Genomic DNA, 24089 nt, shown 5'->3' with positions numbered 1-24089 from the left:
GGTGGGGCCCCACCCCAAACTGCGTTCCCGGGTGGGTCCCCGTTTGGGGGGGTGCCCACCCCAACCTACGTCCAGGCTTGTGGAGAGACAGGCCAAGACAGTGGACAGTTCCAGGCAGCGCTCCGGGTTTGCCAGCACCTGCTCTGGCGTGCAGCCGCTACCGGGCAACGCCACCATGAGCGGCGCCGGCGCCAGCAACCGCGCCGACATCGTCCGCAGGATCTCGCACAACGCGTCCTGCGCATGATGCGAACCGCGCGCCGAGGCATTGATCAGCAGCACCGGCTTGTCCGGAAACTCCAGGCTCCCCACCAGCCAGTCCAGCAGGTTCTTGAACGCGCCGGGCACGCCGTGCGCGTATTCCGGGCAGGCGATCAGCAGGGCATCGCTTGCTCCGACGGCTTGGTGCAGCGCTCGCACGCTTGGCGGCAACGGATCATTCTCATCGTCCGGATTGAACAGCGGCAACGCGCCCAGGCCGGTGTAGAGCGTGAGCGACAAATCCGGCGGCGCCAGCTCACGCGCGGCGAGCAGCGCGGCGGTGTTGGACGAGACGCGCCGCAGACTCCCCGACAGGCACAGCACGCGCCGCGCGGCGCTCATGCCGCCGGCTGGCCCTGCACCACGATCTTGCCCAGGCCCAGCGACTTGTTGCGCGGCTGGCGCGCGAGCCGTCCGGCCGTGTTGCGCGCGATCTGGCGATAACGCGCCGCCAGTTCCGAATCCGGCATCGCCGCCACGGTGGGGTTGCCGCCGTCGGCCTGTTCGCGGATGCGGATGTCCAACGGCAACGAGCCAAGGTACGGCACGTTGTATTGCTCAGCCATACGCTCGCCGCCGCCAGTGCCGAAGATATGTTCCTCGTGGCCGCAGTGGGTGCACACGTGGGTGGCCATGTTCTCGACGATGCCGAGCACCGGCACCTCCACCTTCTCGAACATCTTCAGCGCCTTGCGCGCATCCAGCAGCGCGATGTCCTGCGGCGTGGTGACGATCACCGCGCCGGCCACCGGCACCTTTTGCGACAGCGTGAGCTGGATGTCCCCCGTGCCCGGCGGCAGATCGATGATCAGGTAATCGAGCAGGTCCCAGCGCGTATCGCCGAGCAGTTGCATCATCGCCTGCGTGACCATCGGGCCACGCCAGATCATCGGCGTTTCCTCGTCGACCAGAAAACCGATCGACATCGCCTGCAGGCCGTGTGCGGTCATCGGCGTGATGGTCTTGCCGTCCGGCGATTCGGGCCGGCCCTGGATGCCGAGCATGCGCGGCTGGCTGGGGCCGTAGATGTCGGCATCGAGAATGCCCACTTTCGCGCCTTCGGCGGCCAGCGCCAGCGCCAGGTTCACGGCCACGGTGGACTTGCCTACGCCGCCCTTGCCGGACGCCACCGCAATGATGTTCTTCACGTTCGCCAGCGGCGCCAGCGTACCCTGCACCTTGTGCGCATGAATGCGGCTGGAAAAGGACACCGCTGCCGCCTCGATCGAGGCATCGCTCTCCAGCGCCTGCCTGGCTTGCGCGGCCAAGGTCTCGCTGGCGCCGGCCGCCGGATAACCCAACTGGATATCCACCGAAACCCGCGCGCCATCCACGCCAACCGCGCGGATCGATTCGGTCAGCGGGGCACCGGTGTGCGGATCGATAAGATCGCCGAGGATCCGGCGTACCAGGGCTTCGTTCGCCTGCATCATGAAAATGGGGACTTGGGGGTAAGGTCGTTCATTATGCCAGCAGGCCCCGACTTACCGCCGTTATGATCTGCGTTGCGCAATGCAGCTTGACCCGCCCGTGCGCGGCTGGGCAGGCTGCCCCATACGCCAACGTAGGGAGTCCTGGTATGAACCGCTTGTCGCAATGTGCCCTTGCCGCCTGCCTGCTGCTGGGCTCGGCCGTCGCCTGGGCCGCCAACGACACACCCGTCGGCACCTGGCGGCAGATCGACGATGTCACCGGCCGGCCCAAGTCCGTCATCCAGATCACCGAAAGCAACGGCAAGCTGGAGGGCAAGGTGATGCAGGTGCTGCTTTCCGACGACGGTCCGCACCCGGTCTGCAAGAAATGCGAAGGCGAACGCAAGGATCAGCCAGTCGAAGGCATGGTGATCATGTGGGGCGTGAGCAAGGACGGCGGCGTGTGGGACGGCGGCAAGATCCTCGATCCGAAGAACGGCAAGGTCTACAGCGTGAAGCTGAGCCTGGCCGATGGCGGACAGAAGCTGGATGTGCACGGCTACATCGGCATCTCGCTGCTTGGGCGCAGCCAGGTGTGGGAGCGCACGCAGTAACGCGCGAGCTTCTCGCGTATGCCTACGGTTTTCACGCATGCCGCCGTACCGGTGCTGCTCGGCGCCGCCGCCGGCAGGCAACGCATCAGTCGGCGCTTGCTTTGCGCGGGCGCGATTGCCGCCATGCTGCCCGACCTCGACACGCTCGGCTTCAAATTCGGCGTCGCCTACGCCGATCCGTTCGGCCATCGCGGTGCCATGCATTCCCTGCTGTTTGCGCTGTGCGTAGCCGCGACAGCGGCATCGTTGCATCGGCGCCTGCATGCCGGCGCCCTATGCGCGTTTGCGTTCGTCGGCATGGCCGCGGCGTCGCATCCTTTGCTGGACATGTTAACCGATGGCGGCCTGGGCATCGCCATCGCCTGGCCGCTGACCGCGCGTCGCTACTTCTTTCCCTGGCATCCGATCCATGTGTCGCCGATCGGCATGCGCTTCTTCAGCGTGCATAGCGCGCCGCTGATCGCATCGGAACTGCTGTGGGTGTGGTTGCCGGTCGGCCTGCTGTCCATTCTGCTTTGGCGATGGCGGACGGTGCGCGACCGGCCGCGCTGATCACCGGAGCCGCGCAGCAGTCATGCCATAATGCGCAGCTTTCCAGCCAGCGCAGCCGACATGCCCCGCCGCCTACTCATCACCCATGCCCTGCCCTATGCCAATGGACCGCTGCATCTGGGCCATATGCTGGGCTACATCCAGACCGACATCTGGGTACGCGCGCAGCGCATGATGGGCAACGAGGTGTACTTCGTCGCGGCGGACGACGCGCACGGCACGCCGATCATGCTGGCCGCCGAAAAGGCCGGCGTGTCGCCGGAAGCCTTCATCGACGGCATCCGTGCCGGACACGAAGCCGACTTCGCCGGTTTCCATTTCAGCTACGACAACTACTACACCACGCATTCGGAAGAGAACCGCGAACTGGCTTCGCAGATCTACATTCGGTTGCGTGACGGTGGCTACATCGCCAAGCGCGACATCAAGCAGTTGTTCGATCCGGAAAAGGAAATGTTCCTGCCGGATCGCTATATCAAAGGCATCTGCCCGAACTGCGGCACGCCGGACCAATATGGCGACAACTGCGAGAACTGCGGCGCCACCTACGCGCCCACCGACCTGCTCAATCCGTACTCGGTGGTTTCCGGCGCCACGCCCGTGCTGCGCGATTCGGAACATTACTTTTTCGAACTGAGCAAGTTCGAAGCTTTGCTGCGCGATTGGTTCGGCGGCAAGCTCACCGACGGCAAGCAAGTGGCCAATCCCGGCGTGGTCGCCAAGCTGATGGAATGGCTGGACGGCGGCCTGAAGGATTGGGACATCTCGCGCGACGCCCCCTACTTCGGCTTCCCCATTCCCGATGCGCCGGGCAAGTTCTTCTACGTGTGGCTGGACGCGCCGGTGGGGTATCTGGCCAGCTTCAAGAACCTGTGCGATCGCGCGGGCATGAAGTTCGAGGATTTCCTTGGCGCCGACAGCAGCGCGGAAATGCATCACTTCATCGGCAAGGACATCATCAACTTCCACGGCCTGTTCTGGCCGGCGATGCTGCATGGCGCGCAATTGCGCACGCCCACCGCGCTGCACGTCAACGGCTATCTCACGGTGAACGGCGCGAAGATGTCCAAGTCGCGCGGCACCTTCATCCAGGCGCGCACGTATCTGGATGTGGGGCTCAATCCGGAATTCCTGCGCTACTACTTCGCCACCATGCTCAACGATGCGCCGGTGGACGTAGACCTGGATTTGAAGGCCTTCGAGGAACGCGTCAATTCGCATCTGATCGGCAAGTGGGTGAACATCGCCAGCCGCACCGCCGGCTTCGTGCAAAAGTTCTTCAATGGCCGCCTGGCGGCGAGTTTTTCCGAAGAACAGAACGAACTGTGGCGCGCGCTGCTGTCGCATTACGACGACGTGCCCAAGCTGTATGAAAGCGGCGAGTTCGCCGAAGTCATGCGCAAATTCGTATTGATGGCGGATCTGGTCAACGGCCATATCGCCCTCAAGGCGCCGTGGGTGATGGCCAAGAACGAAGCGCAGCGCGAGGAACTGCACCAGGTGTGCTCGTTCTCGCTGTCCGCTTTTCGCCTGCTCGGTGGCCTGCTCAAGCCCGTGCTGCCGGCCACGGTGGAAGCGGCGGAAACATTCCTGGCCGCGCCCATCGCCGACTTCGACGCCGGCTGCGCCACCCTGCACAACCACACCATCCATGCCTTCGAGCCACTGCTTTCGCGCATCGATCCCAAGCTGATCGAAGCGATGATCGAAGCCTCGAAGGAATCGCTCGGTTCCAGTCCGGAACCGGAAAAAAAGCAACCCGTAAAGAAAGACAGCAAACCCATGACCGACGCCGCACCCACCGCCACGCAAGAAACCGCCACCATCAACATCGACGATTTCGCCAAGCTCGACTTGCGCGTCGGCAAGGTGCTGGCATGCGAATTCGTGGAAGGCTCCGACAAACTGCTGCGTTTCGAGTTGGACGCGGGCCTGCTGGGCAAGCGGCAGATTTTCTCCGGGATTCGCGCGGCCTATGGCGAGCCGGAAAAGCTGGTGGGGCGCAATGTGGTATTCATCGCGAACCTTGCACCGCGCAAGATGCGCTTTGGCGTGTCCGAGGGGATGATTCTTTCGGCGGGGGATGGTGGCAGCGATCTGTTTCTGCTGGATGCCGATCAGGGAGCGAAGCCGGGCGCGACGGTCCGCTGAACCCCTCAGCTCGTCATTCGGCGAACGCCGGAATCCAGTTAAATATGCGTCCGAAGGACACAGTATTTTTTAATGTTGAGTGCTTTGCACGACGTATTTGTACTGGATTCCGGCGTTCGCCGGAATGACGATTAGGCACCAACGCATATCACCTAGGCCATGCCCACCCTAGCCGACCGCATCGACGCCCTGCTGCCGCAAACGCAATGCGAACAATGCGGCTACCACGGCTGCCGTCCGTATGCGGAAGCCATCGTCAACGGTGAGGCGGACATCAACCAATGCCCGCCTGGTGGCAGCGAAGGCATCGCCAAGCTGGCCGCCTTGCTGGGCTGCGCGCCGCTAGCGCTGAATCCCGAAAACGGCGAAGAAAAGCCGCGCACGCTCGCGCGCATCGTCGAAGCCGAATGCATCGGCTGCACCAAGTGCATCCAGGTGTGTCCGGTCGACGCCATCGTCGGCGCCAACAAGTTGATGCACACCGTGATCGCAGACGATTGCACCGGCTGCGAGCGCTGCGTGCCGGCCTGCCCGGTCGATTGCATCGTGCTGGAACCGATGCCGCCGGAACAGGTTAACGATCCCGCCCACGCCGACGTCGCACGTGCGCATTTTCAGCGCCGCGAAGCACGCCTCGCCGCACAGCAGACGCAACGCGAAGCCGAGCTGGCGCAGCGCAAGGCACAGGTGCACAACGCCAGCCAAAGCGTGCTCGACGCGCTCGCCCGCGCAAAGGCGAGAAAACAGGAGCCCAAGCCGTGAAGGACAAACTGTTGAAAAAAGGGGACGTCGTCGAACTGTTCACCCGCCTGCGCGAGCTCAACCCGCATCCCACGACGGAACTGCTCTACACCACGCCGTTCGAATTGCTGGTGGCGGTGGTGCTCTCCGCCCAGGCCACCGACGTCGGCGTGAACAAGGCCACGCGCAAACTCTATCCGGTCGCCAATACGCCACAGGCGATCCTTGAGCTCGGCGAGGAAAAGCTCAAGCGCTACATCAGCACCATCGGGCTGTTCAACGCCAAGGCGAAGAACGTCATCGCGCTGTGCAAGATCCTGGTCGAGCAATACGGCGGGCAGGTGCCGGACAACCGCGAAGCACTCGAAGCGCTGCCCGGCGTCGGGCGCAAGACCGCCAACGTGGTGCTCAACACCGCCTTCGGCCATCACACCATTGCGGTCGATACGCATATTTTTCGCGTCGCCAATCGCACGGGCCTGGCGCCCGGCAAGGACGTGCGCGCGGTCGAGGACAAACTGGAAAAAGTGGTGCCGAAGGAATTCAAGCAGGACGCGCATCACTGGCTGATCCTGCACGGGCGCTACGTGTGCAAGGCGCGCAAGCCCGATTGCCCGCAATGCGTGATCCGCGATCTGTGTCGCTACAAGGACAAGACGCCTGCATAGGTTGGAATGCCAGATCCAACGCTACAACGTTGAGGTCTGGTGTCGGATTTCGCACCTCAACCTGCGCGAAGAGGTGCACGCCCAGTCTTCACCGCAACGACGTCCGGCTTTATCCATGGAACGCGATCTCACGGGTAGACCGGGAGCGAAATCGTTTACGCCTTTTTCATTGAACACAACGCGCATAAAAATTTCGTGTAGTCGATCGCAACGCGTGCTTTCTTGCGCTGCATGCTGACAACCGCATGCGATCGAGCGATGATCGCCACGCTGGTGCAACGACCGAATCGCGCCGGCTTGCCGATGGTGATATCGGCAATCAGGGAGCCGCACCACCGTTCTGGCGCGCTGGTTTTCCAGCGTGGGCCTACATCGGTAATCGGGGGGCTTCGTGGCAGTTTGCCGCGAAAGTAGTGCAGTGACACATGTTCAAATCCGAATGATGTGCTGACACCTACTTGAGGGGAAACACATGTTCTATCGCACGAGAGGAATGCTCGGTCTGGCACTGGGCACCGCGCTGGGTCTTGCCTGCGCGCCGCAAGCGCACGCCGACAATGTGGTGAGCGACAACGCGAAAGTCACCAGCGAGATCAAGCACGACACGCTGCCGTCGCTGCGCGGCGCCGTATCCGGCCAGGGCTCGGAGTTGATCCAGGGCACGGCGCATCCGGCGCGTCCGTTGCCGCTGACGCCGCGCGAAGTGGCCGATGGCGCCATCCAGAACACGACATCGGGACTGCAGGCGCCGACGTTTGGCGTGGGCTTCGACGGCGTCGGCAACGGCTTCACCGGACCGCAAGGCACGTTCACGGTGCAGTACGCGCCACCGGACACGAACGGTGCGGTAGGCGCTACGCAATACCTGCAGATCGTCAATACCGCCTTCGCTGTCTGGAGCAAATCCACCGGCTCGGTCGTGTACGGACCGGTCGCCACCAATGCACTGTGGAAAGGATTCGGCGGCGGCTGCGAAGCGAACAATGACGGCGACGCGGTGGTGGTCTACGACAAGGCGGCAGGCCGCTGGGTGGTATCGCAATTCTCGGTCAGCACCACGCCGTACCTGCAATGCGTGGCGGTGTCGGCCACCAGCGACGCCACCGGCGCGTGGTATCGCTACGCCTTCACCTACAGCAATTTCCCGGACTACCCGAAGATGGGCGTGTGGCCTGACGCGTATTACGAAACTTTCAACATGTTCAACGGCAATTCGTTCGCCGGCGCCCAGCTTTGCGCGTATGACCGCAATGCCATGCTCAATGGCCAGGCGGCGACGCAGCAGTGCTTCCAGTTGTCGTCCAGTTACGGCGGCGTGCTGCCGGCAAATGCGGATGGCGCCACCGCGCCGCCCGCAGGTTCGCCGAACTATCTGATGAATTTCGGCAGCAACGCGCTCAACCTGTGGAAGTTCCATGTGGATTGGACCACGCCGGCGAATACGACATTGACCGGGCCGATCAGCATTCCCGTCGCGGCGTTTTCGCCCGCATGCGGTGGCGGTGTCTGCGTTCCGCAACCCGGCACGCGCCAGCAGCTCGATTCCTTGGGCGACCGCCTGATGTTCCGCCTGGCGTATCGCAATTTCGGTACGTACGAGTCGCTGGTGGTGAGCCATTCGGTGCAGGCCGGACCCAAGAAAACCAATCCGTATACCGGCGTGCGCTGGTACGAGATTCGCAATCCGGCAAGCAGCGCGCCAACGGTGTACCAGCAATCCACCTATGCCCCCGACAGCAACTATCGCTGGATGGGTTCGGTGGCGATGGACAAGCAAGGCAACATGGCCTTGGGCTACAGCCTGTCCAGCGCTTCGACCTATCCGGCGATTCGCTACACCGGCCGGCTGGTGTCCGATCCGCTCAACACCATGCAGGCCGAAGCCAGCATCGTCGCCGGCACCGGTTCGCAAAGCGGCCAGCGCCTGTCGCGTTGGGGCGACTACAGTTCCATGGCGATCGATCCGGTGGACGATTGCACGTTCTGGTACACCAACGAGTACCTGAAGAGCACCGGCGCTTTCAATTGGAATACGCGCATCGCTTCGTTCAAGTTCACCGGCTGCCAATAAGGTCCATTGCCAGAACACGAGCCCTCCCCTGTATCCGGGGAGGGCTTTTTTGTCGAACGATTCGTCGATGGCGGAAAACCCCACGTATGCTGGGTTGTAACCCAACATACGGGTGTTCGCCGCGCATGGTCATGCAGCTTGCCGCATGCCTTCCACGCGCAGATGCAAGGCCTTCCAATCGACGACCAGCTCGCAACCGCGCGCCTTGGCGTTGCGTCCCCACTCGGTGAGCAACTCCAGGCAGGCTTGGTCGACGTGATGCAGACGCTCCACTTCCAGCAGCACGCGCGTGTTCGGCGGCACCCGTTCCAGCGTGCGTGCAAGCGCGGGAACTTTGAGGAAGGTCGCCGAGCCGTCGAGCTGGAGCATCACGGCGCCCGGTTCGTCGTGGTCAGCCAGGTCCACCTGCAAGCGCGAGGATTGCAGCGCCAGCCGCAGTATCGACAGACCAAAACCGATCAGCACGCCGGTCAAAAGGTCCGTCACCACGATCGCCAGCGTGGTCACCAGGTAGATCATCGCGGTGCCGCGCCCATAGGTGGCCAGCGACTTCATCTGCTTGAAGTTGACCATCTTCACGCCGGTAAACACGAGGATGCCGGCCAGGCACGCCACCGGTGTGGCGCGGATCAGCCACGGCAGCAGCATGGCGAACACCAGCAGCCAACTGCCATGCAAGATGGTGGCCATGCGCGTGGCGGAGCCGGCCTGCACGTTCGCCGCGCTGCGCACGATCACGCCGGTCATCGGCAAGGCACCGAGTATGCCGCAGATCAGATTGCCGACGCCTTGCGCAGTCAGCTCACGATCGTAATGCGTGCGTGCGCCGGTGTGCATGCGATCCACCGCGGCGGCCGAAAGCAAGGTTTCCGCACTGGCGATCAAAGCAAACGTCAATGCGGATACCAGCAAGGCCGGCTGCGCCAGCGCGATGAGGGTTTCGGCCGTGGGCAACGCCATCGTCGCAAACAGGTTGGCCGGAATGTCCACCTTGTTGACGTCCGTGCCCAGCAAGGAGACGGCCGAGGTCACGATCACCACGGCCAGCAACGCACCGGGCAGGAAGCGCAATTTTTGCGGACGCAACTTCTCCCAGCCCAGCATGATGGCGATGGTCGACAGACCCACCAGCAATGCCGCCACGCTTCCGCCCTTGCCTTCCAGCGCACCCAGCAACGCGCCGGGCAGCGCGGCGAAGTTTTCCAGGCCGCGCGCCTTGGGCACCGCATCGATCAGCACGTGCAACTGCGACGCCACGATCAGGATGCCGATACCCGACAGCATGCCCGCCACCACCGCCGGCGAGATCATGCGGAACCACACGCCGAGCCGGCTGACGCCCGCGATGACCTGGATCAGGCCGGCCAGCAATACCACCGGCCCCAACGCCGCAGCGCCGTGCTCGCGAACCAGTTCGAACACCAGCACCGCCAGGCCAGCGGCAGGACCGCTCACCTGCAACGGCGAACCGGCGATGGTGCCGACCACGATGCCGCCGACGATGCCGGTGATCAGGCCCGCGGCCGGCGGCATGCCCGAAGCGATGGCGATGCCCATACACAGGGGCAAGGCCACCAGGAACACCACGATCGAGCCGAGCAGGTCTCGACCGAACAGCCCATGAGAGAAATAGCTTCGCATGACGTTGTCCTCGTCAGGCCGCCGACGCCGCGAAACGCAGATGCGGCGTGGCCTCCGGCAGCTCGGCGGCATTCAGATCGAGCTTCACGAAGCGCCCCTGCTGCGCGTCGAACGCATCCAGTTCCGCATGGGCGATGTCGTACACCCAGCCATGGATGCTTAGATCGCCACGCGCCATCGCGGCCGCCACCGTCGGCAAAGTGCGCAGGTGTTCCAGTTGGCCGACCACGTTTTCGCGCGTCAGGCAGGCCAGCGCTTCGTCCTGCGAAAGGCTGTGGCTGTTCTGTTCCACCACATAACGCGCCACGTCGGCATGCTTCATCCACGCGGCGACAGAGGGCATATCCTTCACCAGCTCCGGCTTCTGCAGGGCTTTCATCGCGCCGCAGTCGGAATGGCCGCAGATCACGATGTGCCTCACCTTCAGCACCTTCACCGCGTATTCGATCGCGGCCACCACGCCACTCACGTGCTGCGCATACGGCGGCACGATGTTGCCGATGTTGCGATACACGAACAGCTCGCCGGGCTGGGAATTGAACATCAGCTCAGGCATCACGCGCGAATCGGCGCAGGTGATGAACATGGTGCTGGGACTCTGGCCCGAGGCCAGTTTCTTGTACAGCTCGCGCTGGCTCGGGAAAACGTTGCGACGGAAATGATCAAAACCTTCGATCAGACGTTTCATGGGTAAAACCTCTCGACATAATGGGCTCGCGGGGGAATCCGCGATGCGATAGGGGTTGCGTCGATCGCCCATGCGCGCGCGACGGCGCACGTCAGGCGTGACGGGAACGCAAAGATTCAGGAAGGCGGCGCAGTAGCCGCCGTGAGCGTCAGGCGAGTCGAGGTGGCCGCAACAAGCGCGCGGCAGGTGCGATGAGCAAGGGGGGAATCACGCCTGCAGGCGTGTCGAAGCGCGGATGATCCAGTTCCAGATCCAACGCGAGCGGCATGACCAGTTCGTCATCGACGCCGCCGCTGTACGCTTCGATGATGGGATCGCTGGGCAACTCGGGCGCCGCCACATGCCAGCTGCCCTGTTTATCGGTAAGGCAAACGCCGTCCACGACGAAAGCCGCCGAAGCATGTGCTGCGCCATGATGGGCAACACGCACGTGCGTATCCGACGCCGCGCTTACACCCATCAACAACAGGGCGAGGAAGGCGCAGCACGCCAACAGCAGGCAGCGGGTACGACGGTTCGACAGCATGGCGATAAAACTATCGGATCAGCATGCTGCACTGCAAGCATCCTCGTCGCCGTTGCGCACAAACAAATGAATGTCGATTCATCTGGATGACGGGCGCGTGATGCACAACACGCAAAAAGCAAAACGGCGGGACATGCCCGCCGTTTTTCCATCCTTGGGTCGAACTCCTTCCGATAACTGATTAGAACGGGTAGTAGCGGAAGCTGGTGAACAGCATGTTGTCGGAGGTTTTCGCCGCACCGCCCACGCCTTCGAACGACGTGCGCGTGGTGTGCGAGTACTGCGCACCGAATTGCATCTTGCCGAACTTGCCCTGGTAGAACTTCCACCACGCACCGATCGTGCCCTGTGCGATCTGGCGGGTTTCGCCCACGCAGGCCAGCGGCGAGCCTTCGATCATGCAGCCGCTGTTGACGTACGCCGGGTTGCCCCAGCCGCCCGGCACCAGCGTCGCCGGCGTCTTGCCGTACGAAGTGACATAACGCTGCTGCTGCTCGCGGCCGCCTTCGGCGTACACGTCCAGATCCGGCGTGGCGTGCCAGGTCAGGCCGGCCAGCAGCATGTTTTCCTTGAGCGGAACGGTGTGGCCGTCGTTGGCGAAGGTCACGTCAGGCAGGCCAGCGCTGCCGTAACGGCCGATGCCCTTGCCGGACATGCCGGAGAAGATGAAGTCCAACTGCTTGGGCACCAGCGGCAGGATCATGCTCAGGCCATAACCGGTCGTCCAGCGATCATGGTTGCTGTAGCTGGTGCCGCCGACGGTGTCCTGATAGCGGCTGTAGAAATCGCGCGCCAGACCGAACAGTTCGTAGTGGCCCCAACCCGGATCAGCCGCGAACTTCACGACCATGTCAGGCAGATGGTTGAGCGAGATGGTATTGACCGAGTCGTAGCCCGAACCGGCGCCGAGGTTGACGATCGGCACCACGGCGGCCTTGGAGGCATTCGGACCGTTGGCGAACGTGGTCTGCGGGTTTTCGACCGAGAAGCCCAGCCACCACTTCTTGTCCCAATCCTTCACGATGCGCAACTGGGTCTGGCGGGCCCAGGTGAAGCCCGGCACGTACTGCGCGTCGATCGTCAGCGGGGTAACTTCGCTGCGCGGGGTGATGCCCTTGCCGTCGAGCGTGATCAGCGACCAGGTCTGGCCGGCCAAGAGGTGCAGGCCGTAGGTATCCCAGTCAACCGTCGAATACAGGTGACGCTGGCGGATGTTGAACGAGTTGCTCTCGTTCATGTTGGCCGTCTGCGCGCCGCCCAAGAAGTCCATCTCGTAGTAGCCAGCCAAGTGGATGGTGTCGCTGACATCACCCTGGGCCAGGAACGACAGACGGCTCTGGCGCGCGCTATAAGCGAATTCGTCGGTGTGCGCGGTGTGCGACTGCGCATACGGAATGCCGTTCCAGCTCGAGGCCACGTCGGCTGCTTCGTTCTTGGAACGATAGACGGATTCGGCCGCCAGGAAGCCGCCGACGGTGAACTTGATGCCGCCAGTACCACCAAGCAGGATGCTCTTGTCCTTGCTTGTCGTGTGCACCAGCTTGTCAGTGGCCTGCACCTGGGTCTGCGTGGCCTGCACGGCCTGCGCCGTTTCAACCTGAGCCTGCTGCGCCGCCTGCTGCTGCGACTCCAGGTCCTGAACCTTCTGCTCCAGCGCTGCGATCTCGGCCTTCATCTGCGACAGCTCGGACGCACTGACCGACACCTTCTTGTTCGACGTCTGAGCCGACACAGTCGCTGTAACGCTGGTCAGGCCCAAACCGGCAGCGATCGCCACCGTGAGCATCTTGGAACGCATGTTGTTATCTCCGCTTTATCTATAAGAAACCGCGTGGCACTAAGTCCAATCCCCTGGAGCGGCCGGCGGGCTCGGCGAATGATCAAGCGGGAGCTTTACCGTTAGATGGATGTTATGTGACAAAACGAAGACAACCTGCACGCTTCGTCATGCAGCGCCTTCAGCGGCGGTGGCGTTCGACTGATATCCTTGCGCGATGGAGCAACTCAATAACAGCCTGGCCGCGCGCATGGCCGACCGCTTTCGCGGCTTCCTTCCGGTGATCGTGGACGTAGAGACCGGCGGGTTCGACGCCGATCGCGATGCCTTGCTGGAAATCGCTGCCGTCACCATCGGCATGGACCAGGAAGGCCAGCTTTATCCGCATCCGGTGGTGTCCACCCATGTGGAGCCTTTTCCGGGCGCAAACATCGATCCGCGCGCCCTGGAGATCACCGGCATCGATCCGGACAACCCCTTGCGCGGCGCGTTGCACGAGCGAGCGGCGCTCGATCACATCTTCCAGGCCGTGCGCGCGGCGGTGCGCGCCAGCGAATGCCAGCGGGCCGTGCTGGTAGGTCACAACGCCGCGTTCGACCTGGGGTTTCTCAATGCAGCCGTGCGCCGCGTGGGCCATAAGCGCAATCCGTTCCATCCTTTCAGCTGCTTCGATACCGCCACCCTCAGCGGCCTGCTGTACGGCCAGACGGTATTGAGCAAGGCCGTGCTGGCCGCCGGCTACAGTTTCAATGCGAGCGAGGCGCACTCGGCGGTGTATGACGCGGAGCGGACGGCATTGCTGTTCTGCCGGATCGTCAACCGGTTGCGCACGCTGGAACTGCTGGAACTTGATCGGGTCGGGACAGTGCTCCCGTAGGTTGGGGTGCAAACCCCAACATTGTCATGTAAATCACGGCAGTAACGTTGGGGTTGGCACCCAAACCTACGCCTGCCCTCCCCGGACACCGTCAAATTGCCATCAAGATTTTACGGTTGTCATCAAGCTGACACATTTGTCTCATCTCATTGCAACACCAAGCCTCTGCAATACGCGGGTCGTAGGCGTTTGCCTAGCCACTTCCCTCCAAAGGAGCCACTGTGTTGACCTCATCCAAACTTCCGTCCCGCCTCGGCGCGATCGCCTTCGCGGTTGCCGCCTCCCTCATCGGCACGACGGTCCAGGCCACCGACATTACCGGCGCCGGCTCGAGCTTCGTCTATCCGGTCATCTCCAAGTGGTCGGCCGCCTATGCGGAGAAGACAGGCAACCACATCAATTACCAGTCGATCGGCTCCGGCGGCGGCATCGCCCAGATCCAGGCCGGCACGGTGGATTTCGGCGCGTCCGACATGCCGCTGAAGGCCAAGGATCTCAGCAAGTTCGGCCTGGGCCAGTTCCCGGACGTGATCGGCGGCATCGTGCCGGCGTTCAACGTGGCCGGCATCCAGCCGGGCGCGCTGGTGCTCGATGGCCCGACCCTGGCTGACATCTACCTGGGCAAGATCACCAGCTGGAACGATCCGGCCATCGCCAAGCTCAACCCCGGCACGCATCTGCCCAGTTCCAAGATCTACGTGGTGCATCGCTCGGACGGCTCGGGCACCAGCTTCAACTTCACCGACTATCTCTCCAAGGTGAGTGCGGAGTGGAAGTCCAAGGTGGGTGAAGGCACCGCCGTGCAATGGCCGACCGGCATCGGCGGCAAGGGCAACGAGGGCGTGTCCGCTTACGTCAAGCAGATCCCCAACTCGATCGGCTACGTCGAATACGCCTATGCCGTGCAGAACAAGCTCGGCTACGCGAAGATGAAGAACGCCGCCGGCAACGTGGTGGAACCGACCATCGCCAGCTTCCAGGCTGCCGCCAACACGGCCGACTGGAAAAGCGCGAAGGATTTCAACCTGCTGATGACCGACGCCCCGGGCGCCGATGCATGGCCGATCACCGCCACCTCGTGGGTGATCATGTACAAGACGCCGAAGAACGCCGCCAACACCAAGGTCGCCTTCGATTTCTTCAAGTATGCCTATGAGCAGGGCCAGGATGCGGCGCGCGCGCTCTACTACGTGCCCCTGCCCACCTCGCTGGTGCAGCAGATCGAGAACTACTGGGCCACCGAGTACAAGAAGTAAGCTGCCAGGATTGCAGCCGTGTAATTGCGACGCGCGCAACGTCCTCGTTGCGCGCGTCGTGCTGATTGGAAAACCAATGCGGAAACATCCAGCATGTCAGCCATAAGTGCCGAACCGCTCCCGCGCGATACCGAACACCGTTCGCGCACCGACGCCCGTCACGATCTTCTGTTCCGCTTCCTGCTGCGTTTCTGCGCCCTGCTGGTACTGGCGGCGCTGCTCGGCGCGGCGCTGGCCACGCTGTGGGGCGGCCGCGACGTGCTGTTCAAGGATGGCCTGCATTTCCTGTTCAGTTCGGAATGGAATCCGGTCGAGAATAAATTCGGCGCGCTCGCACCGATCGCCGGCACGCTGATCACCTCGCTGATCGCGCTGGTGCTTGCGGTGCCAGTGAGCTTCGGCATTGCGCTGTTCCTCACCGAGATCGCACCGCGCTGGATGCGCGGCCCGGTAAGTTCTGCCATTGAACTGCTGGCGGCGATCCCTTCGATCATCTACGGCATGTGGGGCCTGTTCGTGTTCGTGCCGTTCATGGCCAACACGATCGAACCGACGCTCAACGACACGCTCGGCAATATTCCGGTGATCGGCGCTTTGTTCCAGGGCCCGCCGCTGGGCCTGGGCCTGCTTACCGCGGGCATCGTGCTGGCGGTGATGATCCTGCCGTTCATTTCCTCGGTGATGCGCGAAGTGTTCCAGACGGTGCCCGCGCGGTTGAAGGAATCCTCGTATGCGCTCGGTTCCACCACCTGGGAGGTGGTGTGGGACATCGTGCTGCCGTATACCCGCTCGGCGGTGATCGGCGGTATCTTCCTGGGGCTAGGCCGCGCGCTTGGCGAAACCATGGCGGTAACGTTCGTGCTGGGCAATTCGTACAACCTCACCGCTTCGCTGCTGATGCCAGGCACCTCGATTTCTTCCAGCATCGCCAACGAATTCAACGAAGCGGTGGATCTGCACCGCTCGGCGCTGATCGCACTGGGCTTCCTGTTGTTCGTGGTGACTTTCATCGTGCTGCTGGTCGCCCGCTTCATGTTGCGCCAGCTTGCACGCAGGGAGGGTCGCTGATGTCTGCCGTCTACGCACGCCGCCGCGTCGTCAATACGGTCGCGCTCGCGCTGAGCGGACTGGCTACGCTGATCGGCCTGATCTTCCTGGTATGGATTCTGTGGGTGACGGTGCAAAACGGTCTTTCGGCCATGAAGCTGTCGCTGTTCACCAAGATCACCGCGTACGGGCCGGAGGGCGGCCTGGTCAACGCGATCGTCGGCAGCTTGATCATGGATTTGATGGCGCTTTTGATCTGCACGCCGATCGGCGTGCTGGCCGGCACCTATCTGGCCGAATACGCCAACACCACCCGGCTGGGCGCTTCGATCCGCTTCCTCAACGATATTCTGCTGTCGGCGCCTTCGATCGTGCTGGGCCTGTTCGTGTACGTGATCGTGGTGCTGCCCACCACGGCGCTGACGCACGGGCGCATCAGCTTCTCCGGCTTCGCCGGTAGCGTGGCGCTGGCGCTGATCGGCCTGCCGGTGATCGTGCGTACCACCGACGAAATGCTGCGGCTGGTGCCGGCCACGCTGCGCGAGGCGGCCTTGTCGCTGGGCATTCCACAGTGGAAGCTCACCATGCAAGTGCTGATGCGCGCGGCATTCTCGGGCATCCTCACCGGCGTGCTGCTGGCGCTCGCCCGCCTGGCCGGCGAAACAGCGCCGCTGCTATTCACCGCATTCGGCAACAACTTCATGACCGCGCATCCACTGGACAAGATGGCCAGCCTGCCGCAGACCATTTATCAATACACAGGTATCGCCGACGAGGCGCTGCATGCGATCGCCTGGGCCGGCGCGCTGTTGATCACCCTGTTCGTGCTGGCGCTGAGCCTGCTGACCCGCATCATGTTTTCGCGCAAGAAGGTGAGTTATGAATGACCTCGCCGCCGCTGCCGCGGCCCCCCTGACCGGCGCCGCAGCGCCGAAGCTGAAAGTGCGTGACGTGCACTTCTACTACAACGGATACCAGGCCCTGAAGGGCATCAACATGGATATCCCCGAAAAGCAGGTCACCGCGATCATCGGCCCGTCCGGTTGCGGCAAATCCACCCTGCTGCGCATCTTCAATCGCATCTATGCGATTTATCCGAAGCTGGAAGCGAAAGGCTCGATCGAACTGGATGGCGAGAACATCCTCGATCCCAAGTTTTCGATGAACCGCCTACGCACCAAGGTGGGCATGGTGTTCCAGAAGCCGGTGCCGTTCCCGATGACGATCTTCGAGAACGTGGCCTACGGCATTCGCCACCACGAGAAGATGTCACGCGCGGATCTGGATATCCGCGTGGAGCAGGCCCTGCGCAGCGCAGCGCTGTGGGACGAAGTGAAAGACAAGCTCAAGCAGAGCGCGCTGGGCCTGTCCGGCGGTCAGCAGCAACGCCTGTGCATTGCGCGCGGCATCGCGCTGCGCCCGGAGGTGCTGCTGCTGGATGAACCCACCTCCGCGCTTGACCCGATCGCCACCGGCCGCATCGAGCAGCTGGTGGAAGAGCTCAAGCACGAGTACACCATCGTGATCGTCACCCACAACATGCAGCAGGCGGCGCGCTGTTCGGATCGCACCGCCTTCATGTACATGGGCGAGCTGATCGAGTTCGACAATACGGAAAAGATCTTCACCAAACCCGGCAAGAAGCAGACCGAGGATTACATCACCGGTCGCTTCGGCTGAACTTCTCTTCTTCCTCTCCCCCATTTCTGATCAAAGATGGGGAGAGGGCCGGGGTGAGGGGCGAACCTCGCGAAAAAGCCCCTCCTCCATTACCAAATCGCAAGAGGCCATCCCATGAGCGGCAGCAGCAAGGAACACATCATCAAGAGCTACGACGACGAACTGCTGCGCCTCACCGGCGAGCTGGTTCGCATGGGCGAGCTGGCAGTCAGCCAGCTGGAAGCGGCCATTGACGTTGTGGACCGCCGCGATGAACGCGCCGCCCAGCACGTGGTGAACAACGACGACGCCATCGATCAGCTCGAGCAGGAAATCAGCCACGACGTGGTGCGCCTGCTCGCCCTGCGCGCACCGATCGCCGGCGACCTGCGCAACGTGTTCGCCGCGCTGCGCATCGCTGCCGACATCGAGCGCATCGGCGACTACGCCGCCAACGTGGCCAAGCGTTCCATTCCGCTCTCCATGGCTGCACCGCTTACGCCCACCGGCGGTCTGGCGCACCTGGCCGAGCTGGCCGCCGAGGAAGTGCGCGAAGTGCTGCGCGCCTACCGCGATCGCGACGCGGACCTCGCCTTCAAGGTGTGGCAGGACGATGTGCAACTGGATGAAGCCTACACGGCCTACTTCCGCGAACTGCTCACCTACATGATGGAAGACCCGCGCGTGATCACGCCGTGCACCCATCTGTTGTTCATGGCCAAGAACATCGAGCGCATCGGCGACCACGCGACCAACATTGCCGAGAACGTGTGGTTCCAGGTCAAGGGCGAGCCGTTGACGGCGCAACGCGACAAGCGCGACCTCACTTCCAATCCTGAACCTGTGAAGCTGGGCAACCGGCCGGAATGACTTCCTCGCCTAAAACCGTAGGCGGGGGTGAGAACCCCAACACCGCCCTGCATGAATATCGGAGTTGGGGTTTGCACCCCAACCTACCCTGTGTATTCCACCAATGCGCGCGGCCCTGGCGTTCGCCGGGGCAATGATGCTTTTAGGCCCGTAGGTTGGGTTAGCGCAGCGTAACCCAACGATTTCGCCTCGAACATGTTGGGTTACGCTGCGCTAACCCAACCTACGAGTGGCACTCGCGTATTACCACAGTGATGTCTTATGCCCCGCCTCACGCGCGTCCTTGCGCACCCGCGCGCTGCGCGCAATGCCATAGATGCCAATCAGCAGCCACGCCACTTCCATGAAGAACGCCGAGGCGTTGAACGAGCCAAACAGTAGCGACAGCATCACGCCAATCGCGCCCAGTATGTTCATCAGCTGATACACCAGGCCGTTGCCATGCAGCTTGTGGGCCTGCAGCAGCAGGTAGGCCAGCAGCATCAGCGCCACGCCGATGTAGCCTGCCCAATCGTGCCAATAGAACGTCATCGCACACTCCTTTGACGCAATGCTTCGAACAAGGCGATACCGGTCGCCACCGATACGTTGAGGCTTTCCATGGTACCGGGCATGGGAATCTTTGCCACGAAATCGCAGGTCTCGCGCGTGAGTCGGCGAATGCCCTCGCCTTCGCTGCCCAGCACCAGCGCCACCGGACCTTTCAGGTCGATCTGGTAGATGGATTGATCGGTATCGCCGGCCAAACCGGTGATCCACACGCCCGCATCCTTCAGCGTGCGCAGGGCGCGCGCAAGATTGGTCGCCGCCACCAGCGGTACACGGTCCGCACCGCCGGCCGATGCGCGGCGCACCACCGGTGTGATACCTACCGCGCGATCCTTCGGCACCACCACGGCCGTGACCTTCGCAGCCGCCGCGCTGCGCAGGCATGCGCCGAGATTGTGCGGATCGGTGACGCCATCGAGCACCAGCACCAGCGCATCGCTGCCCGCCTGCTCGATCAGCTCGGGCAGATCCTGTTCGCTGGCCAGCGGCGGCGCCTGGTAAAGCGCCACCACACCTTGATGCCGCGCTTCGCCCGCTACACGATCGAGCTGCTCACGCGGGCGATGATGCACGGGAATCTTCAGCGACTTGGCTTTTTCCGCCAGCTCATGCACACGCGGATTGCGCTGGCCGTTTTCCACCAATACTTCGCGCACGCGCTCGGCGTCGTTGTTCAACGCGCCTTCGACCGGATTGATTCCGACGATCCAACTCTCGGAGTCTGTCTTCATATCCCATATATCCCGCGCTGTGTCTGAGTGACCGCCATGCGGCAGCGCGCGGCTTGAGCAGACGGCCAGCCTGGCGCTGCGCCACGCGCTACCACCTGCCGGCCACACAGACACAGCGCGAAGCATATGGAATACGAATACAGGCTCTTACTCATCGTTTGCCTTTCGATTTCTGGGTACGGCCCCTGGACGGAGCGCGCTTGCTGGGCGACTTGGTTTTACGCGTGCCCGCAGTCTTGTCCGCAGCCGCTTTCTTACCTTGTTTGGCGCCGCGTTTCTTCGCCGCGCCATCCGCCCCCGGCAAGGGCGGCAATGCCGGCAGCGGCGGGCGCCCGGACGGCAGCGAATAACGCTCACCGCCCGCTTTGTCATAAGCACGCGGCGTGGTTGGCGGCACGAACGCCTGCGGTGTCGGCGCCGGCGCTGCGGACTCGGGCGCCTTTTTCTTCCCCGGCTGCACCATGCGGAAGTCGATCTTGCGATCTTCCAGGCTGGCGCGCAGCACCTGCACGCGCACGTGGTCGCCCAGGCGGAACTGCAGGCCTGTGCGCTCGCCCTTCAGCAGGTGGCGGATGGGATCGAAGTGGTAGTAGTCGTTGGACAGCTGGCTGATATGCACCAGGCCGGAGACTTTCGATTCGTCCAGCTCCACGAACAGGCCGAACGAGGTCACGCCGGTGACCACGCCATCGAATTCTTCGCCGACGTGCTTGGCCATCCACGCGCAACGGAAGCGCTCGTCCACGTCGCGCTCGGCTTCTTCCGCGCGGCGTTCGCGCTGCGAGCAATGCACAGCCATCGCCGCCATGGCCGCTTCGGAATAGTGGTAACTGGAAGGCTTGCCGCCCTGCAGCGCATGGCGGATCGCCCGATGCACCAACAGATCCGGATACCGGCGGATCGGCGAGGTGAAGTGCGCATACGCTTCAAGGGCCAGGCCGAAGTGGCCGCGATTGTCCGGTTGATACGCCGCCAGGCTCTGCGCGCGCAACAGTACCGACTGGATCAGCTCGCGCTCGGGGCGATCCTTCACCAGGCGCAGCACATCGGAAAAATCCCCCGGCGTGACGTCTTCGATCGGCGGCATGCGCAGCTTGAATTCGCGCAGGAACTGCTGCAGGTCTTCGTACTTCTCCGCCGGCGGTGTCTCGTGCGCGCGATACAGCGCGGGAATCTTGCGCTTGGACAGGAACATCGCCGCCTGCACGTTGGCGGCGATCATGCATTCCTCGATCAGCTTGTGCGCGTCGTTGCGTTCCACCGCGCCCACCGCCTGCACTTCGCCGAGCGCATCGAGGCGGAACTTCACCTCGGCCGTTTCGAAGTCGATCGCGCCACGGCGGCGGCGCTGCTCGGCCAGCGCCTTGTACAGCGCGTGCAGGTTTTCCAGTTGCGGCAGGACATCGGCCACTTCGTCGCGCGTATCGGGATCCTTCAGCCCGATCGCCTGCCACACCTTGTCGTAAGTGAGGCGCGCGTGCGAGAGCATCACGCCGTTGCAGAACTTGGCCTTGGTGACTTCGCCTTCGGCGCTCACCTGCATGTCGCACACCATGCACAGGCGCTCCACCTTCGGGTTGAGCGAGCAGATGCCGTTGGACAAAGTCTCCGGCAGCATCGGCACGACGAAGCCCGGGAAATAGGTGGACGTGCTGCGCTCGTAGGCTTCCTTGTCCAGCGCGCTGCCGACCGGCACGTAGTGCGAGACGTCCGCGATCGCCACGATCAAGCGCCAGCCGCCGCCGCGCCTGGGCTCGGCGTACACGGCATCGTCGAAATCACGCGCGTCCGCGCCGTCGATGGTGACCAGCGGCAGCTTGCGCAGATCGACGCGGCCTTCGCGCTCGGCGGCGGTGACTTCCGGCTCCACCTCTTCGGCTTCGCGCAGCACTTCCGGCGGCCATTCGTATGGCAGGTCGTAGCTGGCAATGGCCATGTCGACCAGCAGCGACGGCTGCAGGCGTTCGCCCAGCACACTGCGGATGGTGCCGAGCGGGCCGCGATAGGCGGTGGGCGGATCGGTGATCTCGGCCACCACGATCTGGCCGGTACGCGCACCGCGCTCCTGGCCCGGCGCGATCATCACGTCCTGGTGCAGGCGGCGGTCGTCCGGCACCACCAGGGTGACGCCGTTTTCGATCATCACCCGGCCGACCAGGCGCGGCGAGCGCCGCTGCAGCACTTCCACGATGGAGCCCTGCCGGCGCCCGCGCCGATCCACGCCGACCACGCTGGCCAGCACGCGGTCGCCGTGCAGCACGCTGCGCATCTGATACGGCGAAAGGTACAGATCGTCGCCGCCCGCATCCGGCCGCAGGAAGCCGTAGCCCTCGGCGTTGGCCAGCACTACACCAGGGATCAGGTCCAGCTTGCGCACCGGCGCATAACCGCCACGGCGGCCGAGCAGCAGCTGGCCATCGCGCACCATCGCGCCAAGGCGCTTGGTGAGCGCGGCGATGCCGTATTCGTCGTAGAGCTCCAGCGCCTCGGCGATGCGCGCCTCGGTCAGCAACTCGCCGCGTTCCTCCAGCAGCGCGAGGATCGCCTCGCGGCTGGGAATGGGCCGTTCGTAGCGCTGCGCTTCGCGTTCGGCGAAGGGATCGCGCTGCTGCCGGGGCTCCGTATCCGTCGCGCCGCCGCGTCCACGACGCGCGGGCGCCGGCGCTTCCGCGCGAGCTTTGTGGGCCTTCGCCGCCTTGCGCGGCACTCGTTCCTTGCTGGGCTTTTTTGTCTTGGTCACGCCTTAGTATCGCCTCGATAACTGCATTCGATAAGTAGTTGGACGCACCTGGCGCGACCGCAGCAACGATCATGAAGAAATAGTTGACAACCCGTCCGCCTCCCCCTACTCTACGCGGCTCGCACAGCCCAAAAGGCTAACGCGACACCTGCCCAGGTGGCGGAATTGGTAGACGCACTAGTTTCAGGTACTAGCGGGTAAAACCGTGGAGGTTCGAGTCCTCTCCTGGGCACCAAATACGGAAGCCAAGACTTTGAAGAGTCTTGGCTTTTTTGTTTTTGGCGCTCCAATTACCCGCACATCTATCCACACAATTTTGAGCAGAGCGCACGCGCAAGATGCGCGTGATAACGATCGATAAGAGACGTTTTCGACCGTTATCAAGCGCCGTGCCGCGATGTCAGTTAGTCAAAGAGCGCCAATCTGCGATGGCTTGCATTTCTTCCTCAAGGTTAAAGGCATTAGCCATAGCCACTTACACATCAGTCGCTCATCTTATGGATGATAGCCTTGATCTCTTTCATGAGAACCGGCTCCTGACCTGAAGCACTCCCAAGGATATCTAGACCTAGGGCAACGCCTTCTTCGCCCTGATGGGTGGCAGTGCCGGACACCTGACGAAAAAAATTTAACGCAACATCTTGTGGGTAGGATCGCGCCACGAGGTCACAAAGTACCCAGCAAAATTCCACACGGTCATATTCGCCATAATGCTTAGAGGCTGCGTCAAGGAGCTTTTCTTTTTGCTCAGACGTTAAGCGCTTCATGTCCATGTAAGTATTGGACAGAAAGTCCTCCACTCCTGGCTTGGTTGAAAGCTCCTTTACAGAAAGTATTTCAACGATCAAACCAAAGCACTCGTCAGGCACCCTCTCATGCGAGAGAGTTTCCTCCTCATATTTCACTGCCTGAGCTTTGATGTCTCTCCTTCCTTTGCCGTCCTTGGCATCGTAAAGGGCTCGCCTAACGTCTTCCATCATAACAACCTCGTTACCAAGCAGAATTACATTGGCTTGTCATGCAACCAAAACGCGTCAGGGCAAAGGCACCAAATTCCGAGGTGGAAATAGCACACGACTAAGCTCACTAATTATCCAATAGGCAGCTAACGCAGTTCCTGAACCGCCCCGGCTTCATCGGAGGCTCCCAATCTTGAGAAGATGGAGCCATGACGAAGCAAAAATATTCCAAAGAAGTCCGCGAGCGTGCCGTGCGCATGGTGCGCGAGCATCAGCCCGACCATCCATCAGAGTGGGCC

General features: G+C 62.8%; 23 protein-coding genes and 1 tRNA gene. 13 read left to right on the top strand and 11 right to left on the bottom strand.

The annotated features are described in order from the left end of the window. Both ACTHNE_RS19685 and apbC read right to left on the bottom strand, forming a co-directional pair. On the bottom strand, nucleotides 1-603 hold a 603-nt coding region (locus ACTHNE_RS19685; RefSeq protein WP_440270103.1), incomplete at its 3' end, for an NADPH-dependent FMN reductase. After that, on the bottom strand, nucleotides 600-1691 hold the full coding sequence (gene apbC, locus ACTHNE_RS19680) for an iron-sulfur cluster carrier protein ApbC (RefSeq protein ID WP_414649757.1): 1092 nt from the start codon (nucleotides 1689-1691) through the stop codon (nucleotides 600-602). The genes ACTHNE_RS19685 and apbC, both read right to left, overlap by 4 nt. A gap of 149 nt (nucleotides 1692-1840) precedes the next feature. Here apbC and ACTHNE_RS19675 point away from each other — a divergent pair, with 149 nt between their 5' ends. The 5 genes from ACTHNE_RS19675 (at nucleotide 1841) to nth (ending at nucleotide 6399) form a co-directional block, all read left to right on the top strand. Continuing rightward, the gene (locus ACTHNE_RS19675) at nucleotides 1841-2287 is read left to right on the top strand and encodes a DUF2147 domain-containing protein (protein WP_324944367.1); all 447 of its coding nucleotides are present in this window, start codon (nucleotides 1841-1843) and stop codon (nucleotides 2285-2287) included. 18 nt (nucleotides 2288-2305) lie between these two features. Continuing rightward, a complete protein-coding gene (locus ACTHNE_RS19670; RefSeq protein ID WP_324944370.1) occupies nucleotides 2306-2839 on the top strand; it encodes a metal-dependent hydrolase in 534 nt (177 codons plus the stop codon). 60 nt (nucleotides 2840-2899) lie between these two features. Then, complete coding sequence (gene metG / locus ACTHNE_RS19665) at nucleotides 2900-4990, top strand: methionine--tRNA ligase (RefSeq protein ID WP_324944373.1); 2091 nt, start codon at nucleotides 2900-2902, stop codon at nucleotides 4988-4990. Between the two features lie 159 nt (nucleotides 4991-5149). Further along, a complete protein-coding gene (locus ACTHNE_RS19660; RefSeq protein ID WP_324944375.1) occupies nucleotides 5150-5752 on the top strand; it encodes an RnfABCDGE type electron transport complex subunit B in 603 nt (200 codons plus the stop codon). Between the two features lie 11 nt (nucleotides 5753-5763). Continuing rightward, a complete protein-coding gene (gene nth, locus ACTHNE_RS19655) occupies nucleotides 5764-6399 on the top strand; it encodes an endonuclease III (RefSeq protein WP_324944395.1) in 636 nt (211 codons plus the stop codon). A gap of 155 nt (nucleotides 6400-6554) precedes the next feature. Here the strand turns inward: nth and ACTHNE_RS19650 are convergent, their stop codons facing one another. Then, nucleotides 6555-6824, bottom strand: a complete 270-nt coding sequence (locus ACTHNE_RS19650; RefSeq protein ID WP_324944378.1) for a hypothetical protein — start codon at nucleotides 6822-6824, stop codon at nucleotides 6555-6557. A gap of 47 nt (nucleotides 6825-6871) precedes the next feature. Between ACTHNE_RS19650 and ACTHNE_RS19645 the strand changes: the two genes are divergently transcribed. Beyond that, complete coding sequence (locus tag ACTHNE_RS19645) at nucleotides 6872-8470, top strand: hypothetical protein (RefSeq protein WP_324944381.1); 1599 nt, start codon at nucleotides 6872-6874, stop codon at nucleotides 8468-8470. 129 nt (nucleotides 8471-8599) lie between these two features. On the opposite strand, the gene ACTHNE_RS19640 is transcribed toward ACTHNE_RS19645, so the two are convergent. The 4 genes from ACTHNE_RS19640 to ACTHNE_RS19625 all read right to left on the bottom strand — a co-directional run bounded on the left by ACTHNE_RS19640 (nucleotide 8600) and on the right by ACTHNE_RS19625 (nucleotide 13123). After that, complete coding sequence (locus ACTHNE_RS19640) at nucleotides 8600-10111, bottom strand: SulP family inorganic anion transporter (protein ID WP_440270102.1); 1512 nt, start codon at nucleotides 10109-10111, stop codon at nucleotides 8600-8602. A 13-nt stretch (nucleotides 10112-10124) separates the two neighbouring features. Further along, a complete protein-coding gene (locus ACTHNE_RS19635) occupies nucleotides 10125-10799 on the bottom strand; it encodes a carbonic anhydrase (protein ID WP_324944387.1) in 675 nt (224 codons plus the stop codon). A 148-nt stretch (nucleotides 10800-10947) separates the two neighbouring features. Next, nucleotides 10948-11325, bottom strand: a complete 378-nt coding sequence (locus ACTHNE_RS19630) for a hypothetical protein (RefSeq protein ID WP_324944390.1) — start codon at nucleotides 11323-11325, stop codon at nucleotides 10948-10950. A gap of 181 nt (nucleotides 11326-11506) precedes the next feature. After that, entirely contained in the window at nucleotides 11507-13123 is a 1617-nt protein-coding gene (locus ACTHNE_RS19625; protein ID WP_440270101.1) for a hypothetical protein, read from the bottom strand. A 196-nt stretch (nucleotides 13124-13319) separates the two neighbouring features. On the opposite strand from ACTHNE_RS19625, the gene rnt reads away from it, so the two are divergent. The 6 genes from rnt (at nucleotide 13320) to phoU (ending at nucleotide 18811) form a co-directional block, all read left to right on the top strand. Further along, a complete protein-coding gene (rnt, locus tag ACTHNE_RS19620) occupies nucleotides 13320-13979 on the top strand; it encodes a ribonuclease T (RefSeq protein WP_324937899.1) in 660 nt (219 codons plus the stop codon). 224 nt (nucleotides 13980-14203) lie between these two features. Further along, nucleotides 14204-15235: a phosphate ABC transporter substrate-binding protein PstS gene (pstS, locus tag ACTHNE_RS19615; protein WP_414649694.1), complete on the top strand. Its 1032-nt coding sequence runs from the start codon at nucleotides 14204-14206 to the stop codon at nucleotides 15233-15235. Nucleotides 15236-15328: 93 nt separating this feature from the next. Then, the gene (gene pstC, locus ACTHNE_RS19610; protein ID WP_324937901.1) at nucleotides 15329-16303 is read left to right on the top strand and encodes a phosphate ABC transporter permease subunit PstC; all 975 of its coding nucleotides are present in this window, start codon (nucleotides 15329-15331) and stop codon (nucleotides 16301-16303) included. Then, nucleotides 16303-17169: a phosphate ABC transporter permease PstA gene (pstA, locus tag ACTHNE_RS19605; RefSeq protein WP_324937903.1), complete on the top strand. Its 867-nt coding sequence runs from the start codon at nucleotides 16303-16305 to the stop codon at nucleotides 17167-17169. Before pstC ends, pstA begins: the two co-directional genes overlap by 1 nt. Further along, on the top strand, nucleotides 17162-17962 hold the full coding sequence (gene pstB, locus ACTHNE_RS19600; RefSeq protein WP_324937905.1) for a phosphate ABC transporter ATP-binding protein PstB: 801 nt from the start codon (nucleotides 17162-17164) through the stop codon (nucleotides 17960-17962). Before pstA ends, pstB begins: the two co-directional genes overlap by 8 nt. A 114-nt stretch (nucleotides 17963-18076) precedes the next feature. Beyond that, nucleotides 18077-18811, top strand: coding sequence for a phosphate signaling complex protein PhoU (gene phoU / locus ACTHNE_RS19595; protein ID WP_324937907.1), 735 nt, complete (start codon nucleotides 18077-18079; stop codon nucleotides 18809-18811). A gap of 243 nt (nucleotides 18812-19054) precedes the next feature. Here the strand turns inward: phoU and ACTHNE_RS19590 are convergent, their stop codons facing one another. The 3 genes from ACTHNE_RS19590 to rnr form a co-directional block, all read right to left on the bottom strand. After that, nucleotides 19055-19342: a CBU_0592 family membrane protein gene (locus tag ACTHNE_RS19590; RefSeq protein WP_324943228.1), complete on the bottom strand. Its 288-nt coding sequence runs from the start codon at nucleotides 19340-19342 to the stop codon at nucleotides 19055-19057. Beyond that, entirely contained in the window at nucleotides 19339-20091 is a 753-nt protein-coding gene (rlmB, locus tag ACTHNE_RS19585; protein WP_324943231.1) for a 23S rRNA (guanosine(2251)-2'-O)-methyltransferase RlmB, read from the bottom strand. Before rlmB ends, ACTHNE_RS19590 begins: the two co-directional genes overlap by 4 nt. Nucleotides 20092-20242: 151 nt before the next feature. Then, complete coding sequence (rnr, locus tag ACTHNE_RS19580) at nucleotides 20243-22831, bottom strand: ribonuclease R (protein ID WP_440270100.1); 2589 nt, start codon at nucleotides 22829-22831, stop codon at nucleotides 20243-20245. A gap of 150 nt (nucleotides 22832-22981) precedes the next feature. Between rnr and ACTHNE_RS19575 the strand changes: the two genes are divergently transcribed. Beyond that, nucleotides 22982-23066 (top strand) — tRNA-Leu (locus tag ACTHNE_RS19575). A 247-nt stretch (nucleotides 23067-23313) separates the two neighbouring features. Here ACTHNE_RS19575 and ACTHNE_RS19570 read toward each other — a convergent pair. Beyond that, a complete protein-coding gene (locus tag ACTHNE_RS19570; RefSeq protein WP_440270099.1) occupies nucleotides 23314-23811 on the bottom strand; it encodes a hypothetical protein in 498 nt (165 codons plus the stop codon). Between the last annotated feature and the right edge of the window lie 278 nt (nucleotides 23812-24089).

Origin of the sequence: Dyella sp. (assembly GCF_051954575.1) — a bacterium.
In the GTDB taxonomy this organism is placed as follows: Bacteria; Pseudomonadota; Gammaproteobacteria; order Xanthomonadales; family Rhodanobacteraceae; genus Dyella_B.
The sequence above is the reverse complement of the archived record's forward strand: the minus strand, read 5'-3'. Positions and strand labels throughout refer to the sequence as shown.

Bases quoted from the DNA above. Each gene is read 5' to 3' on its own strand.
- metG (WP_324944373.1), top strand. From the start codon at position 2,900: ATGCCCCGCCGCCTACTCATCACCCATGCCCTGCCCTATGCCAATGGA.
- ACTHNE_RS19570 (WP_440270099.1), bottom strand. From the start codon at position 23,811: ATGATGGAAGACGTTAGGCGAGCCCTTTACGATGCCAAGGACGGCAAA.
- rlmB (WP_324943231.1), bottom strand. From the start codon at position 20,091: ATGAAGACAGACTCCGAGAGTTGGATCGTCGGAATCAATCCGGTCGAA.
- ACTHNE_RS19625 (WP_440270101.1), bottom strand. From the start codon at position 13,123: ATGCGTTCCAAGATGCTCACGGTGGCGATCGCTGCCGGTTTGGGCCTG.
- rnt (WP_324937899.1), top strand. From the start codon at position 13,320: ATGGAGCAACTCAATAACAGCCTGGCCGCGCGCATGGCCGACCGCTTT.
- ACTHNE_RS19675 (WP_324944367.1), top strand. From the start codon at position 1,841: ATGAACCGCTTGTCGCAATGTGCCCTTGCCGCCTGCCTGCTGCTGGGC.
- ACTHNE_RS19630 (WP_324944390.1), bottom strand. From the start codon at position 11,325: ATGCTGTCGAACCGTCGTACCCGCTGCCTGCTGTTGGCGTGCTGCGCC.
- ACTHNE_RS19590 (WP_324943228.1), bottom strand. From the start codon at position 19,342: ATGACGTTCTATTGGCACGATTGGGCAGGCTACATCGGCGTGGCGCTG.
- pstC (WP_324937901.1), top strand. From the start codon at position 15,329: ATGTCAGCCATAAGTGCCGAACCGCTCCCGCGCGATACCGAACACCGT.
- pstA (WP_324937903.1), top strand. From the start codon at position 16,303: ATGTCTGCCGTCTACGCACGCCGCCGCGTCGTCAATACGGTCGCGCTC.
- apbC (WP_414649757.1), bottom strand. From the start codon at position 1,691: ATGCAGGCGAACGAAGCCCTGGTACGCCGGATCCTCGGCGATCTTATC.
- ACTHNE_RS19635 (WP_324944387.1), bottom strand. From the start codon at position 10,799: ATGAAACGTCTGATCGAAGGTTTTGATCATTTCCGTCGCAACGTTTTC.
- ACTHNE_RS19645 (WP_324944381.1), top strand. From the start codon at position 6,872: ATGTTCTATCGCACGAGAGGAATGCTCGGTCTGGCACTGGGCACCGCG.
- pstB (WP_324937905.1), top strand. From the start codon at position 17,162: ATGAATGACCTCGCCGCCGCTGCCGCGGCCCCCCTGACCGGCGCCGCA.
- ACTHNE_RS19660 (WP_324944375.1), top strand. From the start codon at position 5,150: ATGCCCACCCTAGCCGACCGCATCGACGCCCTGCTGCCGCAAACGCAA.
- ACTHNE_RS19670 (WP_324944370.1), top strand. From the start codon at position 2,306: ATGCCTACGGTTTTCACGCATGCCGCCGTACCGGTGCTGCTCGGCGCC.
- ACTHNE_RS19640 (WP_440270102.1), bottom strand. From the start codon at position 10,111: ATGCGAAGCTATTTCTCTCATGGGCTGTTCGGTCGAGACCTGCTCGGC.
- phoU (WP_324937907.1), top strand. From the start codon at position 18,077: ATGAGCGGCAGCAGCAAGGAACACATCATCAAGAGCTACGACGACGAA.